Below are 19,409 nucleotides of genomic sequence, written 5' to 3' on the forward strand. Positions count from 1 at the left end.
GGTTGTTCCGGTCGCCAAATTACCAGGGAAACATGTGTTTTTCGGGGTTTGGGGGCGCTGTTCGGAGGCATGTCGGAGCGGCCAAAGCCGGCCGGTGCGACGCTGCGGCACGCCACATTCGGGGCAGGGCGCCAACATGCCCATTGTATTTCTCCGGCCCATGGCCTTATGTAAAGACACGGTGACGCGGGTGTATCCGCACCGGCACCGATAGAGTTTCTCATTTTCGAGCCATATGCGCGCAATGCGCCGCAGGGTTCGGATGTGCTGATTTGGCCCTCAGAAAGGGTCAGTGAACTACCTTCGTCGCAACGAATTGACGAGGGGTCGAATGGGCATTCCGGGGATGATCCCGGTCTGTCGGAGAAGAACCGCGATGACGCGCGTGCGAGCACTGGAAGTTCAGGCAGGAAGGCCCGAAGGCCTGCCCTGTCGCGCCGCGTCACATGTCGCCCTCATCAGACACACACTGCACCGTCCGGCCCCGCCAGGGGACGGGCGGCGGCGTTTGTGCACCAAGGAAAAATGGCCAAGAAAATGCTTATCGATGCCACCCACGCGGAAGAGACCCGCGTCGTGGTGGTTGACGGAAACAAGGTCGAGGAATTCGATTTTGAGTCCGAAAACAAGCGGCAGCTCGCCGGCAACATCTATCTCGCAAAGGTAACCCGGGTCGAACCGTCGCTTCAGGCGGCCTTCGTCGATTACGGCGGAAACCGGCATGGCTTCCTCGCCTTCTCGGAGATCCACCCGGATTACTACCAGATCCCCGTCGCCGACCGTAAGGCGCTGATGGAGGAAGAGCGTGCCTATGCCGAAGCGCAGCACGCCCGCGAGGAAGAGGAAAGCGCCCGCGCGGCAAAGCGGAAGGAACGCGCCAAGCCCGAGACCACGGGCGGCCAGGACGCCATCACCGAGATCAACGGGATGGAGACCATCGATTTCTCGGAAGAAGCCGAGAACGAGCAGGTGCCGGAAGGCTCCTCGCCGATGGAGCGCGTCGCCGAGACCCCGGTGGCCGAGCCGGAAGAAGAGTCAGAGGCCGAGGACGACGCCGCCGAGGCCGCCGAAGAGAATGACGCCGCCGCCCGCGACGACACCATCGAATCGGTCGCCGTCGAGGATGACGTCGAGGACCTGCGCCCGCAGCGCCGGCCGCGTCCGCGCCGCTACAAGATCCAGGAAGTCATCAAGGTGCGCCAGGTCCTGCTGGTGCAGGTCGTCAAGGAAGAGCGCGGCAACAAGGGCGCCGCGCTGACCACCTACCTGAGCCTCGCCGGCCGCTATTGCGTGCTGATGCCGAACACCGCGCGTGGCGGCGGGATTTCCCGCAAGATCACCAATGCGGTGGACCGCAAGAAACTCAAGGAAATCGCTGGCGAGATCGACGTGCCGCCCGGCGCGGGCCTGATCGTGCGCACGGCGGGTGCCAAGCGCACCAAGGCCGAGATCAAGCGCGACTATGAATACCTCCAGCGCCTGTGGGAGCAGATCCGCGACCTGACGCTGAAATCCATCGCACCGGCGAAGATCTACGAGGAAGGCGACCTGATCAAACGGTCGATCCGCGACCTCTACAGCCGTGACATCGACGAGGTTCTGGTCGAGGGCGACCGCGGCTACCGCATCGCCAAGGACTTCATGAAGATGATCATGCCGTCCCACGCCAAGAACGTGAAGCCCTACGCCGAGAACCTGCCGTTGTTCGCGCGCTACCAGGTCGAGAGCTACCTGGCGGCGATGTTCAACCCGGTGGTGCAGCTCAAGTCGGGCGGTTACATCGTGATCGGCGTGACCGAGGCCCTGGTGGCCATCGACGTGAACTCGGGCCGGGCGACCAAGGAAGGCTCGATCGAGGAGACCGCGCTGAAGACCAACCTGGAGGCCGCCGAAGAGGTGGCGCGCCAGCTGCGTCTGCGTGACCTCGCCGGGCTGATCGTCATCGACTTCATCGACATGGACGAGCGCAAGAACAACGCCGCCGTCGAGAAGAAGCTGAAGGACAAGCTGAAGACAGACCGCGCCCGCATCCAGGTCGGCCGCATCTCGGGCTTTGGCCTGCTGGAGATGTCGCGGCAGCGCCTGCGGCCCGGTATGCTGGAAGCCACGACGCAGCCCTGTTCGGCCTGCCACGGCACCGGCCTGATCCGTTCGGACGACAGCCTGGCGCTGTCGGTGCTGCGCCAGATCGAGGAAGAGGGCACGCGCAACCGTTCGCGCGAGGTGCTGGTCAAGTGCCCGGTCGCCATCGCCAACTTCCTGATGAACCAGAAGCGCGAACATATCGCCCAGATCGAGGCCCGCTATGGCATGGCCGTGCGGATCGAAGGCGACGTGCATCTGGTCAGCCCGGACGTCACCATGGAGAAGTTCAAGACCGCGACCCGGGCGATCCCGGCGCCGGTTGCTCCGGTGATCTCGGTCGATACCTCGATCATGGACCAGGTGGACGCCGAGGAAGAGGATATCGTCGAGGAGGACGAGGACGAGGTGGAAGCCGCTGCGGAAGCCGCTGCCGAGACCTCGGCCGAAGCGCCTGCCGCCGAAGGCGAGAGCAAGCCGAAGCGCAAGCGCCGGCGTCGTCGTCGTCGCTCGGGCAAGTCGTCGAACGGCGAGAACGGCGAGACCTCGGGCGAGTCCTCGGATGAGGATGGCGGGGCCGAGGAGGATGCGGCGGAAGAGGCCGCTGCCGAGGCCGCTTCGGGCGACGAGGCCGCACCCGCTGCGGAACCGGAAGCGCCGGCGGTTGCCGAGGTGAGCGAAGCGCCCGCCGAGGCCGAGGCAGCGCCCGTTGCGGCCGAAGAGGCGGCGCCGGCGAAGAAGACGACCCGGTCGCGCTCGCGCTCGCGGTCGAGCAAGGCCAAGGCGGCTGCCGAAGAGGCACCCGCGGCGGAAGAGGCCGCACCGGCAGAGCCGGTTGCTGCCGAGCCGGAAGCCGAGGCGCCCAAGGCCAAGCCGAAGGTCACCCGCTCGTCCACCCGGTCGTCCTCGCGTCGCAAGACGGCGGCCAGCGCGGCGGCGGAAGCCGCCGAAGCGCCGGTGGCTGCAGAGCCGGTTGCCGAGGTTGCGCCCGCCGCAGAAGCTGCCCCGGTGGCAGAGCCTGCGCCGGAGGTGGTGGCCGAAGCTGCCCCCGAGGTGGTGGTGGAAGCCGCGCCGGAACCGGTTGCCGAGGCTGCGCCGGAACCGGCGGCGGAAGTGACGGAAACGCCCGAGCCCGAGATGGCCGAGGCCGCCCAGGAAGACGCCAAGCCGAAACGGCGCGGCTGGTGGTCGATCGGCTCGCGCTGAGACCACGCTGAGATGATGAAAGCCCCGGCCAGGTGCCGGGGCTTTTGCTTTGGGGATCAGCCGCCCTTGCGGATCAGGTAGACCTGCGCGCCCTCGGCCTCGCCCTGGTCGAGCAGGGCATGGCCGGCCTCGGCGCAGAAGTGGGGCACGTCGATGATCGCCGCTGGATCGTCGGCGAGCATGCGCAGCACCGCCCCGGCGGGCAGCGCCTTGAGCCGCTTGCGGGCCTTCAGCACGGGCAGGGGGCAGAGCAGCCCGGTGGCGTCGAGGGTCTCGGATATCTCGGTCATGCCGATTCACTATGCGGCGCGCCGGGCGCTGTCCACAGCCTTGTGATCGGGGCGCGGCATCACGGCGCGTGACGGGGCGGACGCGATGGCCTAAGTGCCTGTGCATGTTCGGTATAGACATCATCGACGCGGGCCTGCTGCCCGCCATGACCGTGGCGCTGCTGGGCGGCCTCATCAGCTTTCTGTCGCCCTGCGTGCTGCCGGTGGTGCCGCCCTATCTGGCCTATATGAGCGGCGTGAGCCTGGGCGAGATCCAAGGCCAGGCGGCGGGGCGGCGCAAGGCGGTTCTGGCCTCGGTCTTCTTCGTGCTGGGGCTGTCGACGGTCTTCCTGCTGCTCGGCTTCACCGCCTCGGCGCTGGGGCGGATGTTCCTGCAGTACCGCGAGACCTTCGGGCAGGTGTCCGGCGTGATCGTGATCGTCTTCGGGCTGCATTTCCTCGGGCTGTTCCGGATTCCCTTCCTCGACCGCGAGGCGCGGATCGAGGCCGGTGACAACGGCGGCTCGGCCTTCGGCGCCTATATCCTGGGGCTGGCCTTCGCCTTTGGCTGGACCCCCTGCATCGGCCCGCAGCTGAGCGCGATCCTGTCTCTGGCCGCCGCCGAGGGATCGGTGGCGCGGGGCACCTTCCTGCTGGGGGTCTATGCGGCGGGCTTGGGCATTCCCTTCCTGCTGGCTGCGATGTTCCTGGCGCGCTCGTTGACCCTGATGAACCGCATCAAGCGGCACATGGGCGTGATCGAGAAGGTGATGGGCCTGCTGCTGGTGGTGGTCGGCCTGGCGCTGGTCACCGGGGCCTTCACCAGCTTCTCGTTCTGGCTGCTCGAAACCTTCCCCGCCCTCGGCGCCCTGGGCTGAGCCTTACTCTCGCCGGAAATGCGCGCTATGCTGCGGGCCAAGACCGCGGCAGGGCACGGCATGAACGGGCAGGCAGGGACAGAGCGGCAGGTGCGCCGCCGGCGGGTGTTCTACATCCCCGGCTACGATCCGATTCATCCCCGCCGTTACCGCGAGCTCTACCGCAAGGAGGGGCAGGCGCAGGCGGCGATCTCGGGCTATGCGCTGGAGCTGACGCCGAAGGCGACGCCCGGCCCCTACGGCTGGCATGTCGCGGCCGAGATCGAGGGCGCGCGGGTCGAGAGCGATGTCGAGGTGCTGGTCTGGTCGGATATCGTGCGGGGCAGCATGGCGAATACGCTGGCGGCGACCTACGGGCAGATGCTGCGCACGGCCTGGGCCTATATCGGGTCGGGGGCGCTGAGGCGGCTGATGCGGCTGCGCAAAGGGCCGGTGATCGCGGCGCTTTACCCGGTCGGGGCGCTGGTGCTGCTGGCGCTGGTGGCGCTGGTCCTGACCGTCGGGGGGGGCTGGGGCGGCTGGGGGCTGTTCGGGCCGCCGGGCGGGATTTTCGGCCTTCTGGCCGGGGGCGCGGCGGGCTGGGGCCTGATGGAATGGGTCAGGGCGCGGGACGGGCGGACCTTCATCTTCTACCTGATGCACGATTATGCCTATTCGGCGCAGTTCGGCGGCGCCAACCCGCCCGAGCTGGAGGCGCGGATGGCCGAGTTCGGCGAAGTCATCGCGGCGGCGCTGGCAGGTGAGACCGATGAAGTGCTGGTGGTGGGCCATTCCTCGGGGGCGCATCTGGCGGTCTCGGTTCTGGCCGACCTGATCCGCGCGGGCCACGTGCCGGCGGGCGGGCCGGCGCTGGGGTTCCTGTCGCTGGGGCAGGTGGTGCCGATGGTGTCGTTCCTGCCGAGGGCGGAGCGGCTGCGGGGGGACTTGGCCTTTCTGTCGGGGCGGGACGAGCTGGCCTGGGTCGATGTGACCGCGCCGGGGGATGGCTGCGCCTTTGCGCTGTGCGATCCGGTGGCGGTGTCGGGGGTTGCGCCCGCGGGCAAGCGGTGGCCGCTGGTGCTCTCGGCCGCCTTCACCCAGACGCTGAGCCCCGAGAGGTGGCGTGCCCTGCGCTGGCGGTTCTTCCGACTGCATTTCCAGTATCTCTGCGCCTTCGACCGGCCCGGGGATTATGACTATTTCCGCATCACTGCCGGGCCTAGGACGCTGGCGGCGCGATTCGAGGGGCGGGCGCCGTCGCAATCGCGGATCGAGGCGGCGGTGTCGAAATACACCTCGGTCGCCGCATGATCCCGCCGAAGCCCGCCGCGCGCGCCGACAAGGTTTCGCTCTGGCGGTACCTGCGGCTGTTCCGGCGGGACATCCTCTCGGCGCAGCCGGCGCGGCTGTACCGGGCGTGGATGGCCGAGTTCCGCACGCCCTTCTTCCGCAGCTTCCTGCTGAACCAGCCGGACCTCGTGGCCGAGGTGCTGAAGCGGCGGCCTTCTGACTTTCCAAAATCCGACCGGGTGGGCGAGGGGCTGCGGCCGCTGCTGGGCAATTCGGTCTTCCTGAGCAATGGCGAAACCTGGAAGCGGCAGCGGAGCATCATCGACCCGGCCTTCGAGGGCGGGCGGCTGCGCGATACTTTCCCCGCGATGGTGGCGGCGGGGCAGGCGGCGGTGGCGCGGCTCGGGACGGGCGAGACCGAGATCGAGGCGGTAACCAGCCATCTGGCGGCGGACGTGATCTTTCGCACGCTCTTCTCGCTGCCGATCGACGCGCCGGTGGCGGCGGAGGTCTTTGAACGCTTCCGTGACTACCAGCGCAGCCAGCCGATCCTGAACCTGGCGGCCTTCCTGCCGCTGCCGCGCTGGATGCCGCGCTTTCACCGGCGCGCGACCAAGGCGGCGGCGCGGGATATCCGGCGGCTGATCGGCGGGCTGGTGGCGGCGCGGGCGGCCGAGATCGCGGCGGGCAACGCGCCGGACGATCTGGCGACCAAGATCATGACGACGCCCGATCCCGAGACCGGCGACCGCTTCGATGCGGCCGAGATGGTCGACCAGGTGGCGATCTTCTTCCTGGCGGGGCATGAGACCAGCGCCTCGGCCCTGGCCTGGGCGCTGTTCCTGCTGGCGCAGTTCCCGGACTGGCAGGAGCGGGTGGCGGCGGAGGCGGCGGCCTTTGACGGCAGTTTCGCGGCGCTGTCGCGGCTGCGGGTGACGCGCGACGTGTTCCGCGAGGCGCTGCGGCTTTATCCGCCGGTGCCGATGATGGTGCGCGAGGCGACGGGGGCCGAGCGGTTCCGCGACCGGGCAGTGCCGAAGGGCGCGCAGCTGGTGGTGAGCCCCTGGCACCTGCACCGGCATGAGCGGTTGTGGGACGATCCGGACGGGTTCGATCCGGACCGCTGGCAGAGCGAGAACGGGCAGAGCTGCCTGCGCGAGGCCTTCATTCCGTTCTCGGCCGGGGCGCGGGTCTGTCCCGGCGCGGGGTTCGCGATGATCGAGGGGCCTTTGCTGCTGGCGCTGCTGGTGCGGAGCTTTCGGATTGCACCGGTCGAGGGCAAGCCGCCGGTTCCGGTGGCGCATCTGACGGTGCGGGCGAAGGATGGCATCTGGTTGAAAGTCATGCCGCGGGGGTGAGCCAAGACTTTCCAGGAAAGTCTTGGCAAAAGTTTCCGGGAAACTTTTGCCTTAGCACAGGACGCGGATCGGTTCGTTGTTGCAGAAGACGACGATCTGGTCGCCGTTCTGGATGGCGTGATAGCCGCGGCGACGGATTTCCGCCTCGAAAGCGGCGCGGCCAACGACCAGTTCGACGTCGCGCAGCCTGCGCCGCACCACGCCGCCCTGGCGCGCGGCATTGGCGTCGAAGAGGCGCTGCATCCAGATCGCGGGCGGCAGGAAACGTCGGGTCTCGGTCATGCCCGTTTATCGTCCGAGGTTCCTTGCGAATCCGTTAACCGCGATAGTGGCGCAGTACGAAGAGCCGGATTGCCGAGGCGAGGCCGGTGTCGGGATCGCGGCCTGCGTCGATCTCGGCGGCGAGCGCGTTCAGCGCGATGTCGCGGGTCTGGGCGATCTCGCGGAAGGCCTCCCAGAACTCCGGTTCGAGGCTAACGCTGGTGCGGTGGCCGCTGAGTGTCAGCGAATGCTTGGCCGGGCGGCTCATGTCTCTCGCTTGTGGCCGTCGAGGTCGCGGCGTGCCTTGTCCTTGCGGGCGGCTTCCAGGTCGCGCTCGGCCTTGGTGCGGCCGAATTTCGCCGCATTGGCATCGCCCTGCGCGCGTTTCTCGGCACGGGCCTTCTGCTTGCGGAACTGGTTCAGGTTGGTGACTTGCGACATCTCTGGCGTCCGGTTGCTGTCGGCAGCGTGCCACCGGGCAGCGTCTTGGGCAAGACGAATGCAAAGGGCCCCCGGAGATCCGGAGGCCCTCGCGTTTCTCAAGGCAGGAGGTCAGCCTTTCGGGCCGATCATGTCCTCGGGGCGGACCACGCGGTCGAAGGTCTCGCCGTCGACGAAGCCGAGGGCGATGGCCTCTTCGCGCAGGGTGGTGCCGTTCTTGTGCGCGGTCTTGGCGACCTTGGTGGCGTTGTCATAGCCGATGGTCGGGGCCAGCGCCGTCACCAGCATCAGGCTTTCCTTCATCAGCTTGTCGATGCGGGCGGTATTGGCCTGGGTGCCGACCACCATGTTGTCGGTGAACGAACCCGCCGCGTCGCCCAGCAGCTGCATGGATTGCAGCACGTTGTAGGACATCATCGGGTTGTAGACGTTCAGCTCGAAATGGCCTTGCGAGCCGGCAAAGCCGACGGCGGCGTCGTTGCCCATGACATGGGCGCAGACCATGGTGAGCGCCTCGGCCTGGGTCGGGTTGACCTTGCCCGGCATGATCGAGGAGCCGGGTTCGTTTTCCGGCAGGATCAGCTCGCCCAGGCCCGAGCGGGGGCCGGAGCCGAGCAGCCGCAGGTCGTTGGCGATCTTGAACAGCGAGGCGGCGACGGTCTTGAGCGCACCCGAGAACATGACCATGGCGTCATGGGCGGCAAGGGCCTCGAACTTGTTGGGGGCGGTGACGAAGGGCAGGCCGGTGATCTCGGCGATCTTGCCGGCGACGGCGACGTCCCAGCCCTTGTCGGTGTTCAGCCCGGTGCCGACGGCGGTGCCGCCCTGGGCGAGTTCATAGATCTCGGGCAGCACCTTCTTCACGCGGGCGATGCCGTTCTCGACCTGCTTGGCATAGCCCGAGAACTCCTGGCCCAGCGTCAGCGGGGTGGCGTCCTGGGTATGGGTGCGGCCGATCTTGATGATGTCCTTGAATTCTTCCGACTTGGCGACGAGCGCGGCGTGCAGCTTTTCCAGCCCTGGCAGCAGCGTGTCGCGGGCCATCATGCCGATGGCGACATGCATCGCGGTGGGGAAGGTGTCGTTCGAGGACTGACCCATGTTGACATGGTCGTTGGGGTGGACGGGCTTCTTCGAGCCCATCACGCCGCCCAGGATCTCGATCGCGCGGTTCGAGATGACCTCGTTGGCGTTCATGTTCGACTGGGTGCCCGAGCCGGTCTGCCAGACCACCAGCGGGAAGTTGTCGTCGAACTTGCCCTCGATCACCTCGGTCGCGGCCTCGACCATGGCCTTGCCGATGGTGGCGTCGAGCTTGCCGGTCGAGATGTTGATCTCGGTGCAGGCGCGCTTGATGACGCCGAGGGCGCGGACGATGGCGACGGGCTGCTTTTCCCAGCCGATCGGGAAGTTCATGATCGAGCGCTGGGTCTGTGCGCCCCAGTATTTGTCGGCGGGAACCTCGAGCGGACCGAAGCTGTCGGTTTCGGTGCGGGTGTCGGACATTGCGGACTCCGTTCTGAAAGGACGTTGGCAAGGCGTCTAACGGCCCGCGCATCCCTGTGCAATCACGCAGTTGCGCGTGGAACGGAGGAAACCCCGGTTGCCGGGTGTCATGGGCTTCACTACTGTAGGCACATGCCCGATTTCGGGATGAAGGGGGAGCCGTCATGTCCGTTATCCGCCGCCTGTTCGCAGTGCCGCTTGTCGCCGCCCTCTGGCTTGCGATCCTGGTGCCTGCCGCCCTGGCGCAGGTGAGCCGCTTCGTTGGCGACTATTCCGGCACCGCGGAGGTGCAGACCTTCGACGGCGGAACGGCGCAGCGCGACATGAGCGTTTCGATCCGCGAGGCCAAGGACGGGTTCACCGTCACCTGGAGTTCGACCACCTATCGCGACGGCAAGGGCAAGCAGAAGACCTACAAGATCACCTTCGTGCCGACCGACCGCGACAATGTCTTCGCGGCGGCCATGACGCGGAACGTCTTCGGCCATGAGGTGCCGCTCGATCCGATGAAGGGCGAGCCATACGTCTGGGCGCGGGTGCTGGGCGATACGCTGACGGTCTATTCGCTCTATGTCAGCGAAAGCGGCGGGTTCGAGCTGCAACAGTTCGACCGCACGCTGGTGCCCGAGGGGCTGCGGCTCGACTTCACTGCATTGGGAGACACCTCGACTCGCCGCACGGTCACGACGGTTCTGAAGCGCCAGTAGGCGCTTGCTTGCGGCCAAAGGGCCCTTACTTGCGGAACGTGTCGAGGCGGACGACCTGGGCGTCGGCCTTGGGAGCGTCCTTGCTTTCGGTGCGCTCTTCCGGCTTGTGGCCCTCGGGTTCGGGCGGCTGATCGTCGCTGCCGTCCTCGCCGGATTCGAAACGCAGCCCGAATTCCACCGATGGATCGACGAAGGTAATGATCGCATCGTAGGGAATGTAGAGCGGTTCCGGGGCATTGCCGAAGTTCAGCGTGATCGAGAAGCCGTCATCGGTCACCACCAGGTTGTCGAACCAGTGCTGCACCACGATGGTCATCTCGTTCGGGTAGCGGTCGGAGAGCCAGTCGGCCAGCTCGGCATCGGGATGCGAGGTGTCGAAGGTGATGAAGAAGTGATGCTTGCCCGGCAGCCCGTGTTCGGCCACGTCCTGCAGCACGGTCTTGATCAGACCGCGCATCGCTGTGTGCATCAGATTGCCATAGTCTATGTGACGCGCCATGGGCTCTTCCGGGGCTATGTGCTGCCAGCATAGGGGATTTCGTCAGAAACGGAACCCCGCCGGCGTGGTGATTCCCAACCAGTATAACAGCCAGCCGGCGAGCGCCATGAGCGCAAGTGTGTCGGCCATGCCCCGTTTGAGCCGAAGCAGCAGTACCGCGGCAAGGATGCCCAGTCCGAGGGCGGCAGGGTCGAGTGTCGTCCAGTCGGGCAGGGCAAGATGCAGCGGGCCGGATTCGAGGCGGCCGACCCGGCCAAAGGCGACGTGCAGGGCGAACCAGACCGAGAGGTTCAGGATGACGCCGACCACCGCGGCGGTGATGGCCTGGAGCGCGGCCGACAGGCGCGGCCGCGCCGCGATGCGGTCGAGGTAGGGGCCGGCGAGGAAGATCCACAGGAAGCAGGGCGTGAAGGTGGCCCAGAGCGCCACCAGCCCCGCAGCCGCTGCCAGCGCCGGGCCGCCCGCCAGTTGGCCCGAGAGCATGGCGACGAACTGGGTCACCAGGATCAGCGGGCCGGGCGTGGTTTCGGCGAGGCCGAGGGCGTCGATCATCTGGGCGGTGTCGATCCAGCCGAAATCCTGCACCACGGTCTGGGTCATGTAGCCCAGCACCGCATAGGCGCCGCCGAAGGTGACCACGGCGAGGCGGGCGAAGAACCAGCCGAGATCGGCGAGGAAGCTCTGCCCGGCGAGATCGAGGGCGACGAGGGGGAGGAGCCAGAGCGCGAGCCAGGTGGCCAGCGTCGGGAGCGGGTTGAAGGCGACCGGAGGTGCGGCCGGTGGTGGTGCGCCCCTGGCGCTCGCGTAGCCCCAGAGCGCGGCCAGCGCGACGATCAGCGGGAAGGGCAGGTTGAAGGCGAAGATGGCGAGGAAGGAGAGCCCGGCGATGACCCAGGCGGAGGGCCGCGTCAGCGCCTTCTTCGAGACCTTCAGCAGGGCCTGGAGGACGATGACGATCACCGCCGCCTTGATCCCGGCGAAGGCGGCCTGCACGCCGGGCAGCGCGCCCCATGTTGCGTAGCCGGCCACCAGCAGGGCGATCACCGCCGCGCCGGGCAGCACGAAGAGCAGGCCGGCGAGCAGACCGCCCGGCACGCCGCGCAGCCGCCAGCCGGCATAGGTCGCCAACTGCATCGCCTCGGGGCCGGGCAGCAGCATGCAGAGCGAGAGCGCCCGCAGGTAGGTCTGTTCGTCCAGCCAGGGGCGGGTTTCCACCAGTTCACGGTGCATCAGCGCGATCTGCGCGGCGGGGCCGCCGAAGCTGAGCACCCCGATGCGGCCGAAGACGCGGGCCATCTCGGCCCAGGATGGCCTGCTCATGCCGCGCGCCCCGCGGGCCAGTCATGGCCTTCGCCCTGGCCGTCGCGCGCCCAGCGATAGAGCGCGTCGTAGAGCACCATTCCCGCTGCCAGCTGGTCGTGGTCGTCGCGGAACTGGCGGCTGAGGCCGACGGAGATGGCCAGCAGCCCGGCGGCCTCGGGCGCGAGGTCATGGCGGTTGGTATCGGCGCCCCGGACAACCGTCGCAAGGCGGTCGAGCGCCTCGGTGCGCAGGCCGAATTCGTCGAGCATGGTGTCGAAGGTGCAGGATTCGCCGCGGTGGCTCCAGAAGGCGCCCTCGACATCGAAGGGGGTGGCGCCGAAACGCTCGGCCACGCCCGGCACCTCGGCGGGGGCGACGTAGAGGACGCGCGCGGCCGGGTCGACGAACCGGCGGATCAGCCAGGGGCAGGCGATGCGGTCGATCTTGGGGCGGTGCCGCGTGACCCAGAGCGTCGCGCCGCCGACCGGTGCGGGCAGGGCGCTGGCGGGCAGGCGCGGAGCGCCGGCGGTCTCGCGCCAGCCGTACATGCCGCCCTGGAGGTACTGGGCGGCGATGCCATCGTTGCGCAGCCAGGCGGCAAGGCCCTGGCTGAGCTTGAGGCCCTTCTGGCAGGTGACGACGCAGGCGCGGCCGTCGAGGCGGGCCTTCAATCCCGCGATATCGCTATGGGGATGGCGGAAGGCGCCCGGAATCAGGAAGGGATCCTCGGCAAAATCGGGATCGGTCGAAATGTCGACGATCACCGGTGCCTGCGGTGTGCCGATCAGGCGCAGCAACTGTTCGCAGGTGATCTCGTTGGGGGCAGGCATGGGCATGTCTCCTGTGGCAAGGCAAACATGCGAACCTTGGGCCTGGGCCTCACGGGGCGTTCGCGTTCGGTCCCCATGAGGACAGATTACCGGAGCGGCGGCCGGTGCGTCAATCGGCTCAGCGGCCGAGCGAGGCGACCTTGGCTTCGAGCACCTGAAGGCGGGATTCGATCTTCATCTTCTCGAACTCCTTCAGCGCCTCGTCGGTGTATTTCTGCGCTTCCTTCTTCGATTTCTCGATCTCGGCGTCGAACTCCTTGTTGCGGGCGGCCTCGCGCTTCTCCCGCAGTTCCATCTCGCGCACGGTGTCGTTGTAGGTCGACTTGACGTTGTCGGAGGCCTCGCGGCTCATCTTGTCGTAGAGCGCGTCGAGCAGCTTCTCGATGTCCTTCTCGCTGGTCAGGGCATCGGCGAGGATCTTGATGCGGTCTTCGTTGTAGCGCAGCCGCTTGAGGACATCGGCAAGGTCCTTGCTGAGCGATGCCACGTCCTTTTCGAGGGCCTTGAGGTCTTTCGCCATTGGGCTGCAATCCTTCGTGTAAAGGGGCCGGAAGCGGAACGGGGTTCCGTTGCGGAAGCCTAGCGGGCGAAATGGAACATGCCAAGTGTGAGGGAAGGTGCAGGCTTCTGTTGCCAGGTGCCTGCGGACCCCGCCTTACGCTGCTAGGCGCAAGGGCTTAAGTTTCGGCATTTCCGACCGCTTACGCGGCCAGAGCCACCGGAGCACGATTGTCGTTGGCAATTATGCTTTACGGACCGATAACGGTGGTACCTCACCGGGACAAAGCCATCCTCTTTACACGTTCGTCGATCCTGTTTCGGCCCCATGTCCCCCCAACGAGGGGTGATTGGTGGAGCCGCCGGGTACCGCCCCCGGGTCCGATCCGCTTATTACAGGCGCGTTTATGTCCATAGTCCCGAAGGACAGGGCACAATATAGAGCTTTCAATCGGTGTTGCAACGGGTGGGCGCGCCGAAATCCTGCGAGGATTTCGGTCTGTTTTCCTGCGAGGAAAACAGGGACTATGGGTTGAGGGTTGCGAAATCCTCGCAGGATTTCGGACGGTTTCCTCGAAGGAAACCGTCGGGCGTCAGACGAGGCGCCGAATCGGTTCCTGGTTGCAGATGACGAGCACCTGGCCGCGATTCTCGAGCGCGCGGAAGCCGCGGCGCTGCACCTCCTCGGTGAAGCGGTCCATGCCGACATAGCGTTCGATATCCCGGCGCTTGCGGCGGATCACATGGCCTTCGGCGACCGCCTTGCAGAGAAAGAGATCGCGCAGCCAGGTTTCGGGAGAGATGGGCGAGCCTTGCATTGCACCAGCTTGCACGCGCCTGGTTAACGCTCCGTTACGCAATTCGCCGTTGTTCGAAACCGCTTTTCTTGCGACACCGCTGGAGAGGAAGGGGAGCAGGGCATGATCTGGCGCAACACACTCTGGGGCGGGTACTTTGCCGCGATCCTGTTATCCTGGGTCCTGCTCTACAGCATGAGCACCGGCATGGGCCTGGACCTGATTGGCCGTCCCGATGCGGCGGCCGAGATGATGCGGCGGATGGATCCGGGCATGGACATGTACATGCCGATGGCCGCCTTCTGGCCGCTGGTGGGCATGTGGGCGCTGATGATGGCGGCGATGATGCTGCCGACCATGGTGCCGACGCTGACCACCTACGAGGACCTGATGGCCAGCGCCAACGGTTCGCGCGCGGGCTGGCTGGGGCTGCTGGCAGGCTATGGCCTGGTCTGGGGCGGCTTCGCGCTGCTGATCGCGGGGGTGCAGCTGGCGCTGCTGCATGGCGGGATCATCGACATGCTGGGCATCGCCCGGTCGCGCTGGTTCGCCGGTGGCCTGCTGGCCGTGGTCGGGCTGTTCCAGTTCACCCGGCTGAAGGAGACCTGCCACGGCGTCTGCCACAGCCCGATGGGCTATTTCCTGAGCCACTGGCGCCCCGGTGCCGCCGGCGGTTTGCGGATGGGTCTCGCGCTCGGCGTCTATTGCGTCGGCTGCTGCTGGGGCTTCATGGTGCTGGGCTTTGTCGGCGGGATGATGAGCCTCTTGTGGATGGGGCTCGCGACGGTTTTCATGGTGGTGGAGAAACTGCCGCAGATCGGACACTATGTGGTGAAGCCCATGGGCGTCCTGCTGATCCTCGCCGGAATGGCGGTGGTTGCGGCGCCCCTCGTGATGGAAGGATAGAGCATGGCAACCAACCGACTTTCCGAGGCCGACCGCCTGCCGGTCAGCCAGCGGATCGACAGCCGGATGCCGAACCCGCGCCGGCGCGAGGCGACGCCGACGCATTGGGCGATCAAGGGCGAGCTGTTCCTGAACTGCTCGTGCGAGGTGTTCTGCCCCTGTGTGGTCTCGCTGGGCGCGCATCCCCCGACCGAGGGGCATTGCCACGCCTGGATGGGGATCATCATCGACGAGGGGCATTACGAGGGCGAGGATCTCTCGGGGCTGAATGTCGGGCTGCTGGTCGACATTCCGGGGCGCATGGGCGAGGGCAACTGGAAGGTTGCGGCCTATGTCGACGAGCGTGCCAGCGGCAAGGCCTATAACGGGATCCTGCAGATCTTCAGCGGCCAGGCGGGCGGGACCACGGGCCTCTTCACCATGCTGGTGAGCGAGATCATCGGCGCCGAGCGCGCGCCGGTGCAGATCGAGCGCGACGGCAACAAGCGGCGCATCAGCATCGGGCGGCGGATCCAGGGCGAGATCGAGATGATCACTGGCAAGGACGCGGATCACCCGGTGATGGTGTCGAACTCGAAATACTGGATGGGGCCGGACATCATCGTCGCCAAGGGCCTGAAGTCGAAGGTGCGCGATTATGGCCGGGTCTGGGATTTCGGCGGCAAGTCGGCCGAGATCTGCCCGATCGACTGGCGGGGGCCGAAATGATCGACACCGCCTATGCCATGACGATGGCCCGGTATAACCGTTGGCAGAACAGGCAGTTGCTGGGTTTCCTTGAACTGCAGCCGGCGGGCGAGCTGGTGCTGGAGCGCGGCGCGTTCTTCGGGTCGATCCTGAAGACGCTGAGCCACCTCTGCTGGGGCGATCACATCTGGCTGTCGCGCTTCGATGGTGGCTCGGGGCCGGGCATCGGGGCCTCGGAGAGCGTAAGCTATGTCGCCGACCTGGCGGCATGGGCCGAGATGCGCAGCAGGCTCGACGCGCGCATTGCTGCCTGGGCCGCAGGGCTGACCGACGCGGAGCTGCGTGGCACGCTGACCTGGTATTCGGGCGCGGCGGGGCGCGAGGTGAGCAAGCCGCTGAGCCTGCTGGTGGTGCATTTCTTCAATCACCAGACGCACCATCGCGGACAGGTCCATGCGATGCTGACCGCGACCGGGTCGAAGGCGCCGGTGAGCGACCTGTTCCTGATGCCGGACGACGCCTGAGAGACGGCGGGCGGGATATACACTTCAAAGGGAGAGATACCATGTTCAATGCACTGCTGGTGGACAAGGACGAGGCCAGCGGCAAGACCAGCGCCGCCGTGCGTCAGATCGGGCTCGACGATCTGCCCCATGCCGAGGTGACGGTGGCGGTCGAATATTCCACGGTAAACTACAAGGACGGGCTCTGCATCGGCCCTGGCGGCGGGCTGGTGCGCAAGTATCCGCATGTTCCGGGCATCGACTTTGCCGGCACGGTCGAGGCGAGCGAGGACAGCCGCTACAAGCCGGGCGACAAGGTGGTGCTGACCGGCTGGCGCGTGGGCGAGGCGCATTGGGGCGGCTATGCCCAGAAGGCGCGGGTCAAGGCCGACTGGCTGGTGCCGCTGCCCGAGGGGCTGACCACGCGGCAGGCCATGGCGGTGGGCACCGCCGGGCTGACCTCGATGCTGGCGGTGATGGCGCTGGAGGACCACGGGCTGAAGCCGGGGCATGGGCCGGTGCTGGTCACCGGGGCCGCGGGCGGCGTCGGCTCGGTCGCGGTGGCGCTGCTGGCGAACCTCGGCCACGAGGTGGCGGCGGTGACGGGGCGGCCGGAGACGGCGGACTACCTCACGTCGCTGGGCGCCACGCAGATCGTGCCGCGCGAGGAGCTGACCGAGGTGACGCGCAAGCCGCTGGAAAGCGAGCTCTGGGCCGGTTGCGTCGATGCGGTGGCGGGCGCGATGCTGGGGCGGGTGCTGAAGCAGATGAAATACGGCACCTCGGTCGCGGCCATCGGCCTTGCCGGCGGCGCGGCCATCGAGGGCGCGCTGATCACGCCCTTCATCCTGCGCGGGGTCAACCTGCTGGGCATCGACAGCGTGATGCAGCCTTATGACAACCGCCTGCGCGCCTGGCAGCGGATCGCGGCCGACTTGCCGATGGACCGGCTGGAGGCGATGGTGCAGCCGGCGGTCCTGTCGGACCTGCCGCAGCTGGGGGCCGATATCCTGAAGGGCAAGGTCCAAGGGCGTATCGTGGTGGATGTAAACGCCTGAGCGCTTTGCTCGATTTCGACATCGGGTGTCGCTTTTTGAATTAGTTCCGCCGCTGAGGTTGCGCCTCGGCGGCGGATCGCCCATAGTCTGAGCCCCCAACGGGCGTTCAGATCAACGCGCGCCCGGCACATCCAGGGCGTCTGCGGTCCCCTTCCGGAGCGCGACCATCAGGTCCAGCGGCGCCAGCACAGGAGGAGGGACAACCTTGTTCACGAAAATCATGACGCCGGTCGACCTGGCCCATGCCGACCGGCTGGAACGCAGCCTTGTCTGCGGGGCCGCACTGGCGCGGTTGTGGGGCATTCCCGTGACCTATGTGGGCGTCACAGCCCAGACGCCGGGCAGCATCGCGCACAATCCCGAGGAATACGCCCGCAAGCTGGCGGCCTTTGCCGAGGCGCAGGGCGCCGCGCGGCAGATCACGGCACAGAGCCATGCCGTTGTCTCGCATGACCCGACCGCCGATCTCGACGATGTCCTGCTGGCGGCGGTGAAGGATACCGGCGCGGACCTCGTGGTGATGGCGAGCCACGTTCCGGGGCTGGCCGATTATCTCTGGCCTTCGAACGGCGGCAAGATCGCTGCCCATGCGGCGGCCTCGGTCATGGTGGTGCGCGGATGAGGCGGCACGCGGCGGAACAAAGAGAACAATTCGAGGGAGAGACGTCATGACCGACACGTCAAGCGACCAGGGCATACCCGAACCGGAAGGCGCGGCAGCGATCATCGAAACCGATTACAACATCGGGCAGGACAATATCGACGGGCAGGTCGGGCCCTTCGGGTTTGACATCCACAACCCGGTCTTCCTGATCTCGGGTTTGGCCATCGTGGCCTTTGTCTTCTACACGCTGGCGCTGCCGGATCAGGCGGGAGCGGCCTTCTCGTGGCTGTTCTCGGCGGTGACGAAGGGCTTTGACTGGTTCTTCCTCGGGGCGGCGAACATCTTCGTGATCTTCTGCCTGCTGCTGATCGTGACCCCGGTGGGCAAGGTGCGGCTTGGCGGGGCCGAGGCGACGCCGGATTACAGCTATATCGGCTGGTTCGCTATGCTCTTCGCGGCCGGCATGGGCATCGGGCTGATGTTTTTCGGCGTGCTGGAGCCGGTCTATCACATGGCGATCTCCGCGCCGCTGGGGGTGCCATCGCCCTTTGATGCCGATGGCAACCTGATCCCCGAGAACGTCGAGGCGGCCAAGCAGATGGGGCTGGCGGCGACGATCTTCCACTGGGGGCTGCACCCCTGGGCGATCTATGCGGTGGTGGCGCTGGCGCTGGCGCTGTTCTCGTTCAACAAGGGGCTGCCGCTGACCATCCGCTCGGCCTTCTACCCGGTGCTGGGCGAGCGCGTCTGGGGCTGGTGGGGCCATGTGATCGACGTGCTGGCGGTCTTTGCCACGCTCTTCGGGCTGGCCACATCGCTCGGCTTCGGGGCGCAGCAGGCGAATGCGGGGTTGAACCATGTCTTCGGGGTTCCGATCGGGCCGACGGCGCAGGTCATGCTCATCACCGGGATCACGGCCATCGCGTTGATTTCGGTGCTGCGCGGCCTGGACGGCGGCGTGAAGGTGCTTTCGGAGATCAACATCGCGATTGCCGCGCTGCTGCTGCTCTTCGTGCTGCTGGCGGGGCCGACGATGCTGATCCTGACGGACTTCGGACAGGGGCTGGCAGCCTATGTGCGCGAGATCGTACCGCTGTCGAACCCGGTCGGACGCGAGGATACCGGCTTCGTGCAGGGCTGGACCTCGTTCTACTGGGCCTGGTGGATCAGCTGGTCGCCCTTCGTGGGCATGTTCATCGCCCGGGTCAGCCGTGGCCGCACCGTGCGCGAGTTCATCACCTGCGTGCTGATCGTGCCGAGCCTGGTCTGCGTGCTGTGGATGGCGGTCTTTGGCGGCGTCGCCATCGACCAGGTGCTGAGCGACCCGGCGACCAGCCAGGTCAAGGCGCAGGTGATCGACAGCTACAACCCGCCGCTGTCGCTGTTCGCGATGCTGGAGGGGCTGCCGCTGGCCAACATCACCTCGGTCATCGCCATCGTGCTGGTGATCGTGTTCTTCGTCACCTCGTCGGACTCCGGCTCGCTGGTGATCGACACGATCACCGCCGGCGGCAAGGTCGATGCGCCGGTGCCGCAGCGGGTGTTCTGGTGCGTCTTCGAGGGCGCGGTGGCCATCGTGCTGCTGCTCTCGGCCGGTGGGCTGCAATCGCTGCAGTCGATGGTGATCTCGACCGGGTTGCCCTTCACCGTGGTCCTGCTGGTGATGTGCTGGGCGATCTGGCGCGGGCTGCGCGAGGAACCGCGCTGATCTGGCTCCAAAAATAGCCTGACGGGGAACGGCCCTGCAG

21 protein-coding genes and 1 other RNA gene are annotated in these 19,409 nt (G+C 67.0%); 11 read left to right on the plus strand and 11 right to left on the minus strand.

Annotated features, from left to right (window positions below; genetic code table 11):
- Positions 1-525: 525 nt before the first annotated feature.
- Positions 526-3,288: an Rne/Rng family ribonuclease gene (locus IE266_RS21880; protein WP_189682264.1), complete on the plus strand. Its 2,763-nt coding sequence runs from the start codon at positions 526-528 to the stop codon at positions 3,286-3,288.
- 56 nt (positions 3,289-3,344) lie between these two features.
- Here the strand turns inward: IE266_RS21880 and IE266_RS21885 are convergent, their stop codons facing one another.
- Positions 3,345-3,578: a sulfurtransferase TusA family protein gene (locus tag IE266_RS21885; protein WP_189682265.1), complete on the minus strand. Its 234-nt coding sequence runs from the start codon at positions 3,576-3,578 to the stop codon at positions 3,345-3,347.
- 104 nt (positions 3,579-3,682) lie between these two features.
- Between IE266_RS21885 and IE266_RS21890 the strand changes: the two genes are divergently transcribed.
- From IE266_RS21890 to IE266_RS21900, 3 genes are read left to right on the plus strand one after another with little or no spacing between them, the layout of a single operon-like run.
- Complete coding sequence (locus tag IE266_RS21890; RefSeq protein ID WP_189682266.1) at positions 3,683-4,435, plus strand: cytochrome c biogenesis CcdA family protein; 753 nt, start codon at positions 3,683-3,685, stop codon at positions 4,433-4,435.
- A gap of 60 nt (positions 4,436-4,495) precedes the next feature.
- Positions 4,496-5,725 (plus strand): hypothetical protein, encoded by a 1,230-nt coding sequence (locus IE266_RS21895; RefSeq protein ID WP_189682296.1) that lies wholly within the window; start codon positions 4,496-4,498, stop codon positions 5,723-5,725.
- Positions 5,722-7,062 (plus strand): cytochrome P450, encoded by a 1,341-nt coding sequence (locus IE266_RS21900; RefSeq protein ID WP_189682267.1) that lies wholly within the window; start codon positions 5,722-5,724, stop codon positions 7,060-7,062. Before IE266_RS21895 ends, IE266_RS21900 begins: the two co-directional genes overlap by 4 nt.
- Before the next feature lie 51 nt (positions 7,063-7,113).
- Here the strand turns inward: IE266_RS21900 and IE266_RS21905 are convergent, their stop codons facing one another.
- From IE266_RS21905 to fumC, 4 genes are all read right to left on the minus strand, one after another.
- Complete coding sequence (locus IE266_RS21905; protein ID WP_229864386.1) at positions 7,114-7,344, minus strand: N-(5'-phosphoribosyl)anthranilate isomerase; 231 nt, start codon at positions 7,342-7,344, stop codon at positions 7,114-7,116.
- Positions 7,345-7,378: 34 nt separating this feature from the next.
- Positions 7,379-7,591, minus strand: a complete 213-nt coding sequence (locus IE266_RS21910; RefSeq protein ID WP_189682268.1) for a ribbon-helix-helix domain-containing protein — start codon at positions 7,589-7,591, stop codon at positions 7,379-7,381.
- Positions 7,588-7,764 (minus strand): DUF4169 family protein, encoded by a 177-nt coding sequence (locus tag IE266_RS21915; protein WP_189682269.1) that lies wholly within the window; start codon positions 7,762-7,764, stop codon positions 7,588-7,590. The genes IE266_RS21910 and IE266_RS21915 overlap by 4 nt, the downstream gene beginning before the upstream one ends.
- Before the next feature lie 111 nt (positions 7,765-7,875).
- On the minus strand, positions 7,876-9,270 hold the full coding sequence (gene fumC, locus IE266_RS21920; RefSeq protein ID WP_189682270.1) for a class II fumarate hydratase: 1,395 nt from the start codon (positions 9,268-9,270) through the stop codon (positions 7,876-7,878).
- 164 nt (positions 9,271-9,434) lie between these two features.
- Between fumC and IE266_RS21925 the strand changes: the two genes are divergently transcribed.
- Positions 9,435-9,977, plus strand: a complete 543-nt coding sequence (locus IE266_RS21925; RefSeq protein WP_189682271.1) for a hypothetical protein — start codon at positions 9,435-9,437, stop codon at positions 9,975-9,977.
- Between the two features lie 25 nt (positions 9,978-10,002).
- Here the strand turns inward: IE266_RS21925 and IE266_RS21930 are convergent, their stop codons facing one another.
- The 6 genes from IE266_RS21930 to IE266_RS21955 form a co-directional block, all read right to left on the minus strand.
- Positions 10,003-10,476 (minus strand): SspB family protein, encoded by a 474-nt coding sequence (locus IE266_RS21930; RefSeq protein WP_189682272.1) that lies wholly within the window; start codon positions 10,474-10,476, stop codon positions 10,003-10,005.
- Positions 10,477-10,518: 42 nt separating this feature from the next.
- Positions 10,519-11,796, minus strand: coding sequence for a chromate efflux transporter (chrA, locus tag IE266_RS21935; RefSeq protein ID WP_189682273.1), 1,278 nt, complete (start codon positions 11,794-11,796; stop codon positions 10,519-10,521).
- A complete protein-coding gene (locus IE266_RS21940) occupies positions 11,793-12,608 on the minus strand; it encodes a chromate resistance protein ChrB domain-containing protein (RefSeq protein WP_189682274.1) in 816 nt (271 codons plus the stop codon). Before IE266_RS21940 ends, chrA begins: the two co-directional genes overlap by 4 nt.
- 118 nt (positions 12,609-12,726) lie before the next feature.
- Positions 12,727-13,128, minus strand: a complete 402-nt coding sequence (locus IE266_RS21945; RefSeq protein ID WP_189682275.1) for a hypothetical protein — start codon at positions 13,126-13,128, stop codon at positions 12,727-12,729.
- A gap of 96 nt (positions 13,129-13,224) precedes the next feature.
- Positions 13,225-13,573: a transfer-messenger RNA gene (ssrA, locus tag IE266_RS21950) on the minus strand.
- Positions 13,574-13,699: 126 nt separating this feature from the next.
- A complete protein-coding gene (locus IE266_RS21955) occupies positions 13,700-13,924 on the minus strand; it encodes a hypothetical protein (protein WP_189682276.1) in 225 nt (74 codons plus the stop codon).
- Between the two features lie 102 nt (positions 13,925-14,026).
- On the opposite strand from IE266_RS21955, the gene IE266_RS21960 reads away from it, so the two are divergent.
- From IE266_RS21960 to IE266_RS21985, 6 genes are all read left to right on the plus strand, one after another.
- The gene (locus IE266_RS21960; RefSeq protein WP_229864387.1) at positions 14,027-14,809 is read left to right on the plus strand and encodes a DUF2182 domain-containing protein; all 783 of its coding nucleotides are present in this window, start codon (positions 14,027-14,029) and stop codon (positions 14,807-14,809) included.
- A 3-nt stretch (positions 14,810-14,812) separates the two neighbouring features.
- Positions 14,813-15,517 (plus strand): DUF1326 domain-containing protein, encoded by a 705-nt coding sequence (locus tag IE266_RS21965; RefSeq protein WP_189682277.1) that lies wholly within the window; start codon positions 14,813-14,815, stop codon positions 15,515-15,517.
- Positions 15,514-16,020: a DinB family protein gene (locus IE266_RS21970; protein ID WP_189682278.1), complete on the plus strand. Its 507-nt coding sequence runs from the start codon at positions 15,514-15,516 to the stop codon at positions 16,018-16,020. Before IE266_RS21965 ends, IE266_RS21970 begins: the two co-directional genes overlap by 4 nt.
- Positions 16,021-16,061: 41 nt before the next feature.
- On the plus strand, positions 16,062-17,057 hold the full coding sequence (gene acuI / locus IE266_RS21975) for an acryloyl-CoA reductase (protein WP_189682279.1): 996 nt from the start codon (positions 16,062-16,064) through the stop codon (positions 17,055-17,057).
- A gap of 205 nt (positions 17,058-17,262) precedes the next feature.
- The gene (locus IE266_RS21980; protein WP_189682280.1) at positions 17,263-17,679 is read left to right on the plus strand and encodes a universal stress protein; all 417 of its coding nucleotides are present in this window, start codon (positions 17,263-17,265) and stop codon (positions 17,677-17,679) included.
- A gap of 46 nt (positions 17,680-17,725) precedes the next feature.
- The gene (locus IE266_RS21985) at positions 17,726-19,369 is read left to right on the plus strand and encodes a BCCT family transporter (protein WP_189682281.1); all 1,644 of its coding nucleotides are present in this window, start codon (positions 17,726-17,728) and stop codon (positions 19,367-19,369) included.
- The last annotated feature ends 40 nt before the right edge of the window (positions 19,370-19,409 follow it).

This window comes from Seohaeicola zhoushanensis (assembly GCF_014656415.1).
Lineage (GTDB): Bacteria > Pseudomonadota > Alphaproteobacteria > Rhodobacterales > Rhodobacteraceae > Seohaeicola_A > Seohaeicola_A zhoushanensis.